Origin of the sequence: Bacillus sp. FSL K6-3459, assembly GCF_038003305.1 — a bacterium.
GTDB lineage: Bacteria > Bacillota > Bacilli > Bacillales > Bacillaceae > Bacillus > Bacillus pumilus_O.
Genome location: NZ_JBBOOW010000001.1, coordinates 863,458 through 876,618 on the forward strand (window position 1 = coordinate 863,458; position 13,161 = coordinate 876,618).

The 13,161-nt window shown below is 40.4% G+C and carries 12 protein-coding genes and 1 pseudogene; 11 read left to right on the forward strand and 2 right to left on the reverse strand.

Annotated elements, in window-relative coordinates; genetic code table 11:
- Positions 1–8: 8 nt before the first annotated feature.
- Genes cmr1 through cmr6 form a run of 6 tightly spaced genes read left to right on the forward strand, consistent with a single transcriptional unit; the run spans position 9 to position 6,343 of the window.
- Positions 9–1,316, forward strand: coding sequence for a type III-B CRISPR module RAMP protein Cmr1 (gene cmr1 / locus MHI35_RS04100; protein ID WP_335349653.1), 1,308 nt, complete (start codon positions 9–11; stop codon positions 1,314–1,316).
- Positions 1,286–3,097, forward strand: coding sequence for a type III-B CRISPR-associated protein Cas10/Cmr2 (gene cas10, locus MHI35_RS04105; protein ID WP_335349652.1), 1,812 nt, complete (start codon positions 1,286–1,288; stop codon positions 3,095–3,097). Before cmr1 ends, cas10 begins: the two co-directional genes overlap by 31 nt.
- A complete protein-coding gene (gene cmr3 / locus MHI35_RS04110) occupies positions 3,090–4,322 on the forward strand; it encodes a type III-B CRISPR module-associated protein Cmr3 (RefSeq protein ID WP_335349651.1) in 1,233 nt (410 codons plus the stop codon). The genes cas10 and cmr3 overlap by 8 nt, the downstream gene beginning before the upstream one ends.
- 13 nt (positions 4,323–4,335) lie before the next feature.
- Complete coding sequence (gene cmr4 / locus MHI35_RS04115; protein ID WP_335349650.1) at positions 4,336–5,205, forward strand: type III-B CRISPR module RAMP protein Cmr4; 870 nt, start codon at positions 4,336–4,338, stop codon at positions 5,203–5,205.
- Positions 5,202–5,570, forward strand: coding sequence for a type III-B CRISPR module-associated protein Cmr5 (gene cmr5, locus MHI35_RS04120; protein ID WP_041090765.1), 369 nt, complete (start codon positions 5,202–5,204; stop codon positions 5,568–5,570). The genes cmr4 and cmr5 overlap by 4 nt, the downstream gene beginning before the upstream one ends.
- A complete protein-coding gene (gene cmr6, locus MHI35_RS04125; protein WP_335349649.1) occupies positions 5,567–6,343 on the forward strand; it encodes a type III-B CRISPR module RAMP protein Cmr6 in 777 nt (258 codons plus the stop codon). Before cmr5 ends, cmr6 begins: the two co-directional genes overlap by 4 nt.
- A gap of 2,144 nt (positions 6,344–8,487) precedes the next feature.
- On the opposite strand, the gene MHI35_RS04130 is transcribed toward cmr6, so the two are convergent.
- Positions 8,488–9,468, reverse strand: a complete 981-nt coding sequence (locus MHI35_RS04130) for a metal-dependent hydrolase (protein WP_335349648.1) — start codon at positions 9,466–9,468, stop codon at positions 8,488–8,490.
- A 193-nt stretch (positions 9,469–9,661) separates the two neighbouring features.
- Here MHI35_RS04130 and mutY point away from each other — a divergent pair, with 193 nt between their 5' ends.
- Positions 9,662–10,762 carry an A/G-specific adenine glycosylase gene (mutY, locus tag MHI35_RS04135; protein ID WP_335349647.1) on the forward strand — a complete coding sequence of 367 codons (1,101 nt, stop codon included), beginning with the start codon at positions 9,662–9,664 and terminating at the stop codon, positions 10,760–10,762.
- Here the strand turns inward: mutY and MHI35_RS04140 are convergent.
- Complete coding sequence (locus MHI35_RS04140) at positions 10,749–10,973, reverse strand: hypothetical protein (protein ID WP_003217808.1); 225 nt, start codon at positions 10,971–10,973, stop codon at positions 10,749–10,751. The two genes, mutY and MHI35_RS04140, sit on opposite strands and share 14 nt — an antisense overlap.
- 81 nt (positions 10,974–11,054) lie before the next feature.
- Between MHI35_RS04140 and fabL the strand changes: the two genes are divergently transcribed.
- The 4 genes and pseudogenes from fabL (at position 11,055) to ntdP (ending at position 13,144) form a co-directional block, all read left to right on the forward strand.
- Positions 11,055–11,807: an enoyl-[acyl-carrier-protein] reductase FabL gene (fabL, locus tag MHI35_RS04145; protein WP_024425211.1), complete on the forward strand. Its 753-nt coding sequence runs from the start codon at positions 11,055–11,057 to the stop codon at positions 11,805–11,807.
- Positions 11,808–11,882: 75 nt separating this feature from the next.
- Positions 11,883–12,032 (forward strand): annotated as a pseudogene (locus MHI35_RS04150) (gamma-type small acid-soluble spore protein); the annotation flags it as partial.
- Between the two features lie 173 nt (positions 12,033–12,205).
- A complete protein-coding gene (locus tag MHI35_RS04155; RefSeq protein ID WP_144522547.1) occupies positions 12,206–12,466 on the forward strand; it encodes a YgaB family protein in 261 nt (86 codons plus the stop codon).
- A 147-nt stretch (positions 12,467–12,613) separates the two neighbouring features.
- Positions 12,614–13,144, forward strand: coding sequence for a nucleoside tri-diphosphate phosphatase (gene ntdP, locus MHI35_RS04160; RefSeq protein WP_003217818.1), 531 nt, complete (start codon positions 12,614–12,616; stop codon positions 13,142–13,144).
- Positions 13,145–13,161 lie beyond the last annotated feature (17 nt).

Genomic DNA, 13,161 nt, shown 5'->3' on the forward strand with positions numbered 1-13,161 from the left:
AGAGCGACATGACAAGGGAATCTAGAAAACCCAAAACCAATTGGCATGATGTGAAACATGCGATTGACACAAACATTCATGAAGACCAAAGACTTTTTAAAGAGCCGCTCACTATTCATTTGGTTACGCCAATGTTTGGGGGAGGGCCCCAATCAAACTCAATTGATCAAGACAGACCGATTCGAGAAAGTGCAATTCGTGGTTATCTTCGTTTCTGGTGGCGTGCAACTCGAGGAGCTGCCTGCAAAAATGCGAATGAATTATCTAAAAGAGAAGCAGAGATATTTGGTCATACAGAACAAGCGAGCCAGATTCAAGTGGTAACCCATTATGAAACAGACGAAGTGAAAAGAAATTCAAAAGTATTTTTTAAAAAGAAAAATCATCCTTTTCCACGGTATGTTCTTTCAAATATGAAAGATGAAACACCATACCTCATGAAGGCGCAATTTTCTTTAAATATCCGGTTATCTAAAAAAACAACCCAATATGAGTTAATCAAAAAAGAAGTTGAAGCTGCCTTGTGGGCTTGGATCAACTTCGGTGGACTTGGGTCAAGAACGAGACGTGGGTGTGGCAGTTTATATTGCAAGCAATTTTCACCATACAACAAGAGGACAAAAAGCCAATTGGAAAAATGGTTTGAGCAAAAACTTTTAGAATATGACATCCAATTGCCAGCATCAAGTCGAGAATGGCCGACGCTTAGTCGTGAATTCAAAGTACAGGCATTTCCATCTTCTATGATCTCAAGCTGGCGATCCGTCATTCAGACATATGAAACATTTCGAAGAAGATCAAACCCGAATAAAAAAATGGGGAGAAGTTGTTGGCCGGAAGCAGATACTATTCGTCTTTTAGCAGGTAAGGCTAAATCAGGTCATGAAACCCCATATCCAAAAGGGAAACCATTTGAATATCAAGCATTTCCTAGAGCTCAATTTGGTTTGCCTATTCAGTTTCGATTTGCTCCTAAAGATAAGGGGAAAGACCCAAATCCTACAACGCTCCTACCTAAAGGAAAGGATCGTTTGGCTTCACCACTCATCTTAAAACCGTTAGCTATTAATCAAAAGGAATCGGTGGGCATGGTGATGGTGCTGCAGCAACCAAAGATTGAAGCTTTATCGCTTTTAGGGAACGGAAAGCCTTTGCCCAATGTGACAGATGAACAAAGTATCTACCCAACAGCCACCTACTCAAACAACCCATTACAAGACGAGAGTGGCCGGACGCACTCATCGGCGATTCAAGCCTTTTTACATAGCAAGGAGGTGCAAACATTTTGTCAGAAGAATTACAAAAACAAACATTAATGCTATTTTCGATAGGGCCTGTTCAAGAATTTATTGCGCAAGCAAGGCGGACGCGTGATTTATGGTTTGGCTCTTTTCTTCTATCTGAATTAAGTAAAGCAGGTGCGAAGAAATTTCAAGAACTGGGTGGAACGCTTATTTTCCCTGTGTTCAACGAATCCTCTGCAAAAACAAACAACGCACCAAACAAAATATTGGGAGAAATCTCACACGAACAGCCTTCATCCGTTGCAAGACAAGTGAAAAAAGCAATATATGACAAATGGAAGGAATACGCAGATTTTGTTAGAGAAATAGTTGATCCTTATATTCAAATAGGCACATGGAATCGACAAGTAGATGATTTAATAGAATTTTATGCTGTGTGGACTGAGATGCAAACTCCAGAGGAAGCGGCAAATGCGTCGGCAAGTCCATATCATATGGCTCTTCAAGAAGTCGAAGGTTTAATGGCGGCACGGAAGACTTTAAGAGATTTTAAACAAAATGAGCCAGGGGCGTTATTCGGTGAACCAAAATCATCACTTGACGGTGGACGAGAGTCTGTTTTCCAAAAGAAAAAAACACCACAGCAAGTGGCGCAACTAGCGAAATGGGGAATTGGTGAACATGAATCATTAGATGCGATTTCAGTGATCAAACGATTGTCCTTACATAAGCATCCGAGTATGACATTTCCATCTGTATGTGATAAAGCTTTTGCTCCCTATCAAAATATGTTGGACCAAAATGAACAGATGAAGAAAGCAGCCACACAATATGTGAAAGATGTAGAAACATATCTTAAGAATATGAATCTGACAGTAGCCCCTATTGATTTGAGTGAGGCATCGCTTTTTTATGAAAGAAGAATAGAAGATTATCTTGAACAACGTGGACTTGTCGGGACCACACGAACAGAAGCGAAAAATGACATCACACAGCTGCTTGAAAAATACTTCAAAGGTGCATACAGCAAGCATCACGGCCTGCCGATTAAACCACCAGCACCTTCACCTTACTATGCCTTTCTCATGGCGGATGGAGATAAGATGGGCAGCCAACTGCGAAATATACAGCATGTAGAAAGTCATATTGCATTTTCTAAAACGCTCTCAACTTTTGCTTCAAAGGCAAGTGAGATTATTTCCAAATGTGAAGGTACATTGATTTATGGTGGTGGAGATGATGTCATGGCTTATGTACCGGTGCACCAATGCTTAGAAGCAGCTGAGAAATTACAAAGTGAATTTGTTTCAACGATGAAGGCTCATCAACATAGTGAAATACTTCCTTCGATTTCAATTGGCATCGCCATCGTCCATATGCTTGAGCCTCTTGAAGAAGTAAGAAGCATGGCACGTCAGGCCGAACAATATGCAAAACAAGAGCGAAATTCATTAGCGATTCATTTCCAAAAGCGAGGCGGAGGAGACACAATGAATATCTCAGTCTCATTTCAAATAGATCCAGTGGCCTTTATCCAAGAGATGACGACGTGGTTAAAACAGTCTTATTTCACATCAGGCTTTGCATATGGCTTACGAGAGTTGTATCAAACATACGAACAGTCTTCTTTTAAAAAACAGCCAGCAATTTTAGATGAACTCATTCCACTAGAGATAAGACGTCTTGCATTCAAAAAGAAAACGGAAGCAAAAACAGAGCAAGAAACGAAAGAGTGGATCGATCAATTGATTGCGAAGTATATACCGAAGAAGAATACATTAGAAGAATTACATACAATCGCTGAATGTATGATCATTGCTCTTCAACTAGAGGAGGTAAGTGGACATGCCTGAAAGATGGTTTCACATTCAACCGCTTGATCCGCTGCTTATTCGTGATGCACGCCCATTTCAAAGTGTACCGGGTATACGGGCGCGTTCATTAAACGATGTTCCGCCGAGTGTGGTCGCAGGAACACTTCGTACAGCACTAGCGAAGAAACGACAATCAATGAAACACACGACGCCACTTTCTTATTTTGCGAAATCTCTTGTGCGAGGTCCTTTATATCGCTGGCATGATCATTTATATGTGCCAATGCCTCATGACCTTGAGTTATTTGATGATGAGTATGGCATGTATCAAGTGAGACCAAAGCCAATGATGTCGGAAGGACAGAGCTTTTTTGGTACAGGAAAAACAGGCCGTTTTAGTGAGGCATTATGGCCGCCAATTGGAGCTGGTGCTCGAAAAAAAATGAAATCGCCGCCTGCTTTTGTATCACTAAAGTGGATGGTGAACTGGCTGACAGACGCAGTGAATGAGAGTCAGGTGAAGGAAGCTTTGACTGAATACCAACATATGCAGAAGGAAAATCATTTTTTCAGAAAGGAAACACCACCGGCATTTATTCCAGCATTACAGCGTCAGGAACGGACACAAATTGAAGTGGAAACTGGCAGTAAAAAGGCAAAAGATCAGCATCTATTTTCAACAGAATCGCTCTTATTCCCAGATGACTTTAAACTGGAGGCAGGAATAGAGTTATCTACTGAAGAGTCAGAAGAATTAAAGCCTTTCTCAGGCATTCACCCAATCGGTGGTGAAAGACGGCTGGCTCATATAGAAGACCGGCCACATGTATACCAACAAGATTGGACATGTCCAGATGCTATTAAAGAATCGCTCAAAAACAAGCCGTATGTTCGCATGATATTGGCGACACCCGCTTATTTCAGTAAAGGATGGCAGCCCGGCTGGCTGGATGAACAGCTCATGTCAAAACCACTATTTGATACAAATGTACGACTGAAATTGGTTTGGGCATCTGTTCCACATTGGCAGCCTATCTCTGGATGGAGCTTAGCAAATAAAGACAAAGGACGTGAAAAAGCAATCCGCCGCTTAGTCCCCGCAGGTAGTGTTTACTTCTTTACAGTAGAAGAAGGAGATCCAGCAGAACTGGCCGAAAAAATGTGGCTTCAATCAGTATCTGATCGCAACCGGCGCAAAGAAGCGTTTGATCGTGAAGATGGCTGCGGGTTAGCACTTTGGGGAACATGGAAACCGAATGAATAAGAGGAGTGAGACGATGGAAGCAAGCCGTTGGTTTTGGATACATTGTTTATCCCCCCTTCATATTGGAGCGGGTGAAGGAGTTGGCGTGATTGATATGCCCATTCAACGAGAAAAAGTAACAGAATGGCCGATTATACCTGGAAGCAGTATTAAAGGCGTGCAGCGTGAACATTATCGTGCGAAAGGACAAGACACATTCGTACAAAAAGTATTTGGCAGACAAGGAGATCAAGATGGAAGCGCAGGAGCAGTCGTCATGACAGATGGCCGGTTATTTTCATTCCCGGTGGCGAGTAGATACGGTACATTTGGATATGTGGCAAGTCCACTCATATTGAAAAGATTAGCCCGTGATGCAAAAGCATTAGGTGTATCGCTGGATATCCCTGATCTCATAGAAGAATCAAGCACGCTAGTCACCATGAATTCTAAATTAGTAGAGAATGACGAATTATATCTAGGTGAATTTCAAGGGGCTGCAAAAAAATCTCCACAACTAACCGATTTTGCTGAAAAGATGGCCAAACTTTTATTCGACGATAAACAATCACAAACTCTTTGGATAGAACGATTTGTGATTGTAAGTGATGACGTTTTTCAATACATTGTCACCATGAATTCTGAAGTGACACCTCGTATTAGAATTGATCATGAAACCCAAACAGTTAGTAAAGGTGCTCTCTGGTATGAAGAGTATGTACCAGCAGAAGCCATATTTTATGGGCTCATGTGGTGTGATCGTGTCGATGGAAGCAATGATTTATCTGTTAGACACCAACTTTTAAATCAACTAGAAAAACAGATGTATCTTCAATTAGGTGGAAACACAAACGTAGGTAAAGGAAGAGTTTCCTGGCGTATGACAGGAGGGGAGGGATCATGAAACTCATTCAACATCATTATGCTGAGAAAGCGTATCAACATGTGATGAATGCCAAAACGAATGAGGAGAATTTCTCAAATCAATATGGACAACTCTGTCACAGATTCGCCTCAATGATCTTAACAAATGGATTAAGGCTCACCATTACATTTTTCGAGGCAAAATCAAAAAAAGGAAATGCTTATCAACAATTCGTTCAGGATATAAAAGAAACACTAGATATACAAGGGGATTGGTCAGCTTCCAATCGAGATTACTTAATCAAATCAAGACAAGCTTTAAGTGCATCTGTTTGGTTAAAAAGATATGCGGAATCTATTTTAAAGGTGGAACAAGGGGCGGAAAATGTGGAGGACATCCAATGAATCTGTCATTAACCTTAAACAAAAGCAAATGGGAGATTGGTGGTTCTACATTGTCGGACATCATAAATGACAGTGCGGAGAAGCAGTCATTTTATGAAAATGTGATTCGTCTACATCGAAAACAGTGGGGGGAAAATCGCTTTTTGTATGAAAGATTTGTGGAGCAATATTATACCGATACGAACCCCACATGCCTAGTCAAGTCCATATCGCCGTTAGTCATTGGACATGGAGGAGAGGGTGTACTTGAAACGGGATTGTTATTACACCCGATATACGGCATTCCTTATTTACCAGGAACAGCTTTAAAAGGCGTAGCCTCTCATTATGCCCATTCTGTATTAGGTGAAAACTTTGAAGAACTAAAACAAGATGGTAGTGATTACAACACATTGTTTGGAACAAACGAACGTGCCGGTATCATCGAATTTCATGATGCGCTCATGATGCCAGAGACGGTAGGAGAAGCATTCAAAGTGGATGTGATGACACCACATCATTCAGACTATAACAGCGTCAAGCTAGATAAGATGAACAAAGGGGGAAGTGTTCCAGCCCCTCGAGATGATGACTCACCAACACCGATTCATTTCTTAACGGTGGTCAACGGCCGCTTTCAACTTCTATTGAAAACAAAAAAGAATCTACCAGAAGATGCGGAATGGCTCGAACTCGCCAAAACCATCTTACTAGGAGCTTTAGAACACGAAGGAATCGGCGCTAAAACAAATGCAGGCTATGGAAGACTTAAAATGGACGACGTCATTTCATAAGACTAAGTGCGAATGTGAGGTGAACATAAAATCCCTGGAACATTCGCACCGTTTCATTCGACAAAAATGAGAAAAAATGTATATTTTTCAGGGGTGAAAACTTAATTCCTATATAGAAACTTAAGGGTTTTGACGATCATTCCCTAAAAAATGTTATAATTAGGGCGGAAATCGCAGTCGCACTCTACAAGAGTGCGTGGATTGAAATCGTTTTCCCGTAAATAGGTGCTTCAGCTAAAAATGTCGCACTCTACATGAGTGCGTGGATTGAAATAATTTTGGTGATATTCAAAGAGCGTTATCATAAAGTCGCACTCTATATGAGTGCGTGGATTGAAATCAATCATTGTCCATACTCCGGCAGCAATCATTTTTGTCGCACTCTACAAGAGTGCGTGGATTGAAATAACTTGTACACTTTTTTGTTTCGACTTTTATAGGGTCGCACTCTACATGAGTGTGTGGGTTAATAATTGCGAAAAACATAACTCTGCTTCCTGACTCAGTAGCCATGTATCTAATTGAATTCAATTGTTGCTGAAATATAAATAAGTATAATTAACAAGTTTCAATAGATTTCATACTAAGAAAAAGTCGGTGCGAATGTGAGGTGAACATAAAATCCTTGGAACATTCGCACCTATTCATTCGACAAAAATGAAAAAAATGTATATTTTTTAAGGGTGAAAACAAAATTCTATATAGAAACTTCTGGGTTTTGACGATCATTTCCTAAAAAATGTTATAATTAGGGCGAAAATCGCAGTCGACTCTATATGAGTGTGTGGATTGAAATTGACCTGTTGTGACTTTTTCAATTCGGCTTCTATTGTCGCACTCTATATGAGTGCGTGGATTGAAATAGCATCAAAGTTGAAGCAAAATTTGGATTATACAGTCGCACTCTACATGAGTGCGTGGGTTGAAATTAGCCGATGGTTCAGCTTGATGTTTTTTTCAAATCGCACTCTATATGAGTATGAGGAGTAAAATTCTTATCAGAAGGTAGCTTGAAAGATATATTGACAATTGCGCTTGATATAGGTGTGAAAAACATAACTCTGTCTCAGCCTTTTTATTAATGAATTCAAAGCTGTTGATGAAACAGCGAAATAAGTATGATTATCATCAGTAATAGTTTTTTTAAAATAGGATTAAGAAAGATTCGTGCGAATGTGAGGTGAACATAAAATCCCTGGTGCATTCGCACCTTTTTATTCGACAAAAATGAGAAAAAATGTATATTTTCAGGAGTGAAAACAAAATTCTATATAGAAACTTAAGGGTTTTGACGATCATTTCCTAAAAAATGTTATAATTAGGGCGAAAATCGCAGTCGCACTCTACATGAGTGCGTGGATTGAAATTTTTATAAGTTGCTCCAATGTGCATTCCAGATTGAGTCGCACTCTACATGAGTGCGTGGATTGAAATTGATTTGGCTTGGTTTCTTCATTATTAGTAAGCGTCGCACTCTACATGAGTGCGTGGATTGAAATTCTCTGTTAATGATAAGGAAGGATTCGAACCGTCGTCGCACTCTATATGAGTATGAGGAGTAAAATTCTTGTCAGAAGGTAGCTTGAAAGATATATTGACAATTGCGCTTGATATAGGTGTGAAAAACATAACTCTGTCTCACCCATTTTATTAATGAATTCAAAGCTGTTGATGAAACAGCGAAATAAGTATGATTATCATCAATAATAGTTTTTAATTAAATAGGATTAAGAAAGATTCGGTGCGAATATGAGGTGAACATAAAATCCCTGGGGCATTCGCACCTTTTTATTCGACAAAATTGAGAAAAAATGTATATTATTTAGAGGTGAAAACAAAATTCCATATAGAAAATTAAGGGTTTTGGCTATCATTCCCTAAAAAATGTTATAATTAGGGCAGAAATCGCAGTCGCACTCTATATGAGTGCGTGGATTGAAATTTTTTTTACTGGTGTGTAATAAGGCGCCACAGCCGTCGCACTCTACATGAGTGCATGGATTGAAATGGTGAATGGTGGGAAAAGACAGGAAAGCCTGGTGTCGCACTCAACATAAGTGCATAGTTCACAGTTTCTGCGAATTGCATAAATTCAAATATCTATCCCCCTAAATCCAAGCCCTACACAACAAAAAAAGACTCGCTCACACAGAGCCGAGTCTTAATTTTTTTTGCAGTTTTTCTTCACTGAAAATCCAGCCGGTATAGGAATTTTTGATTTGATGATCCAAGTCGATATGGCAGATCGCGACAAAAGGATAATGACCTTTACTGCGGTAGCGTAAATCAATGAACCGCACCTCGTAATGATCCTTGTATTTATCCACTTCCCACCGGTAGACAGGGGAGAAGGAGAGAAAGGCTGAAATGTTTTCATCTTGCTTAGCAATTTTCATAATTTCAGTATCAGGGACCGGCACCCGGTTAAAGGTGTCTAAAATGACAACCTCTCCATTCATACTGCGCCCAACATGGAAAGAGGATTTACATTTCACGGCAATGCGCCATTGTCTGAACTTCATCGTAGGCGAAATAATAATGTCTTCAATTTCATCAAATCGTGCACGCAGCTGACGTTTAATTTGAAGCTGCATGATCACCCTGACGATATAATAACAGAAAATCACGGCATACAGCGTAATAAACGTATAGCCCGGATGCCCGCCAATCGCCCAAACGACAATGGCGACAAGGTGTGTAAAAAAGATGAATGGATCGAACGTGTTAATGATCCCAAGCGCTACCCACTTCTTTGAAAATGGACGAATGGCCTGTGTGCCGTATGCATTGAATATGTCGACAAACACATGAAGCACAACGGCTAATAGTGTCCATAACCAGAGGTGAAGTAAATTCGCCCCCGGCACGAATGGGAAAATCACAGCCGGAATTAGCAATGACCAAAACAGTACAGCTGGAATGGAATGTGTAAATCCTCGGTGATTTCTTATATAAACTGCATTATTTTTTAGTTTTAGCACAGTATCAATGTCTGGTGCTTGGGAGCCGGCGATGGTCGCGATCATCACGGCATGTGCCATGTGTGGATCTGCGCTGACGGCTGGATCTAAAAGTGCAAGTCCCCCAAGAGAAATGCCCATTACTACATGAGTACCAGTATCCAATTGATTACCTCCTAGTTGTCATGCTTAGGAACAATCATACAAAGTATACGCCTTCTTTCAAGACTATGTGCAAAAGCACTTTTGCACATAGTCTTGATTTAATGTAACATGTTAACGTATCTACAAACAGTATACAACAAATAAGGTTCTTTTCAGAACGTTAGCCCTCGGTTCAATGAGAAGGAGTATAGATATGAAAGACATTCAAGAAAAGCTGGACCGCAAAGATATTGCGGGATTTCAGTATGATTTAATCGATTGGTACGAAAAAGAACAACGAACACTTCCGTGGCGTGAAAATCAAGATCCATACAGAGTCTGGGTATCAGAAGTGATGCTTCAGCAAACGAGAGTGGATACGGTCATTCCGTACTTCAACCGGTTTATGGAGCAATTCCCGGCAGTGAAAGATCTTGCTTTAGCTGATGAAGAAAAAGTCATGAAAGCATGGGAAGGTCTTGGTTACTACTCAAGAGTGCGTAATTTACAGGCAGCTGTGAAAGAAGTATATGAATCCTACGAGGGCGTTGTCCCTGATACGAAAGAGCAATTTTCAAAGCTCAAAGGTGTAGGCCCATATACGAGCGGCGCAGTGCTGAGTATCGCCTATAACAAGCCATACCCTGCGGTAGACGGCAACGTTATGAGGGTCATTTCCCGTATTTTGTCCATATGGGATGATATTGCAAAACCAAAAACGAGAAATATTTTCGAGTTTGCGGTCGATCAGCTCATTTCCCGGGAAAAGCCATCAGAATTCAATCAAGGGCTGATGGAGCTTGGTGCGCTCATTTGCACCCCAACATCCCCCGCATGCCTCATTTGTCCTGTGAACATGCATTGCTCGGCACTCGAAGAAGGCGTTCAGCATGAGCTCCCAGTGAAAAGTAAAAAGAAAAAACCGACTGCAAAATCAATGGCAGCAGCGGTGTTATTTGATGACGCAGGCAACCTCTATATTCATAAGCGGCCAAGTACAGGCCTTCTTGCGAATTTATGGGAATTCCCTAACTTGGAAACCATAAAGGGAAGAAAAACGGAAAAAGAGCAGCTAATGGATTTCTTAAAAGAGGAGGCAGGTGTACAAGCCGAACTTGGTGATTTAGAAGGCACCATTCAGCATGTATTTACCCACCTCATCTGGAATATTTCTGTTTTCTTTGGACGTGTGACATCTGTATCTGATGACACGATGCTGAAAAAAGTCACAACAGAAGAATTTGAGGCATATGCTTTGCCAGTCTCACACCAAAAAATTTGGAAGATGGCACTTGAAGAACCTAGTCGTATTTAACCGTTGTACCGTGGGTATAATCGGCTTCATTTCGGTGCAGACCCCCGCGGTCTTCGATTTCAGAAATGATTTCTCGATACTTAGATTGCCCTTCTTCGTTTAAATAAGGTAAAATTTGTTGGAAAGCATGATGAAAGTAAGCAAGCTCAGTATCTTTCCATTGATCCTTGGACATCATGCCAAGCTGGCTTAAATCGCGTCCGACATACATGAATGTAACCTCCTAATAGGAACTTTCCTATTAGTGTGAAGCGAATGGACGAAAACTATTCAAATCAGGAGATGAACCATAATGAGTCAACGTAAATGTGCATTAATTACAGGTAGCAGCAGAGGTGTAGGAAAAGAAGTTGCCCTTCGCCTGGCTGAAAAAGGATATGACATTGTCATTAACTATGCGAGAAGCAAAAAAGCCGCACTTGAAACAGCGGAAGAAATTGAAGCGATGGGTGTCAAAACATTGGTTGTCAAAGCCAACGTAGGTCAACCAGAGAAAATCAAAGATATGTTTCAGCAAATCGACGAAACCTTTGGCCGTTTAGATGTATTTGTGAACAATGCGGCATCAGGTGTTCAGCGTCCAATTATGGACCTTGAAGAAAATCATTGGGACTGGACGATGAATATCAATGCTAAAGCTTTATTATTCTGCGGACAAGAAGCGGCAAAATTAATGGAGAAGAACGGTGGCGGTCATATCGTCAGCATTAGCTCACTAGGCTCTATTCGCTATCTTGAAAATTACACAGTAGTTGGCGTCTCAAAAGCAGCATTAGAAGCATTGACACGTTATCTATCTGTTGAACTGTCACAAAAAAATATCGTCGTGAATGCTGTATCTGGCGGCGCGATCGATACCGATGCACTTAAGCACTTCCCGAACCGAGAAGAGCTTTTAGAAGACGCCAAGAAAAATACACCAGCTGGCCGAATGGTGGAAATTAAAGACATGGTCGACAGCGTGGAATTCCTTGTATCAGGCAAGGCAGATATGATTAGAGGACAGACGATTATTGTGGATGGCGGACGTTCTTTACTTGTTTAAAAAAATCATGAATAGGATTTGCACCTTCTGCACAAATTAATGTGCGTGGAGGTGATAATGATGGACAAACAACAAAACAAAACAAACGCACAACAAGTGAAGAAACAAAACCAAGCTGCTGCACAAGGTGGTCAATACGGCACTGAATTTGCTAGCGAGACTGACGCGCAGCACGTAAAAAAATATAACCAAAAAGCTGAGCAAAACAAACAACAAAACAGCTAATCACTGAAACAGAGAAAGCACTTCATCTACGAATGAAGTGCTTTTCTTTTTGCCTCTCCCCACCATCCGACAAAACCTGTAAAACCTCTACATAAACAGTCAAAGGATTTCGGCGAACTTTCAAGAAATGGTATACAGACAAAAAGTGGATGAAAATAAAAGGGAGGAGTTAGATGTCTGATTTCGATCAGCTTGTAAAAGAACAAATGCAACTCATGGATCAACTGCTCAATGTACAGGGAGAACTTGATCTATGTTTAGAAACAGAAAAACAATTGCTACAAGATGAAAAAAAAGCAGAGTGGACCAGGCTTCATGATCAAATCAAACAGAAACGTGAAGAGTTGCAAAAAGTCCAAACCTTATTTACAAAACAGACAGAAGAGGTCATCAATTCATACAAGCAAATGGAAAAGAGTTCGACCTTGATGTAAAACAGTGTGCCGTTCAATTGGGTTGAATGGCTTTTTCATTTCATTTTTTAATGATGTAACGGTATAATATGATAGAGACATGTTTAGTTGGGAAATTAGGTCTTTGGACTGTTAGGTTTTTTTGTTATAGAAAGTAGGGGAGAAAATATGGGCTATCCCAAGGAAGGAGAAAGCATCCAAATTCAAAGCTATAAGCACAATGGCTTGATCCACAGGATTTGGAATGAAACCACTATTCTGAAAGCAACGGAATTGTGTATCATTGGTGCAAACGACCGGACAATGGTGACTGAATCCGACGGCCGTACTTGGATGACGAGAGAACCGGCTATTTGCTATTTCCATGCAAAACAATGGTTTAATGTGATTGGGATGCTTAGAGATGATGGAGTATATTATTACTGCAACATCAGCTCTCCTTTTGCAACAGATGAAGAAGCCATTAAGTATATTGATTACGATTTAGATGTCAAAGTCTTTCCGGACATGACATACAATATTTTGGATGAGGATGAATATGCAGATCATAAGAGGCAGATGAATTATCCAAAGGAAATCGATAGTATCTTAAGAGAGCATCTGAATACATTATTGCATTGGATTCACCAGCGGAAAGGTCCGTTTGCTCCTGAATTTGTGGATATGTGGTATGAACGTTTTTTACATTATACAAAATAAGCAAGAGCAACAAAAAC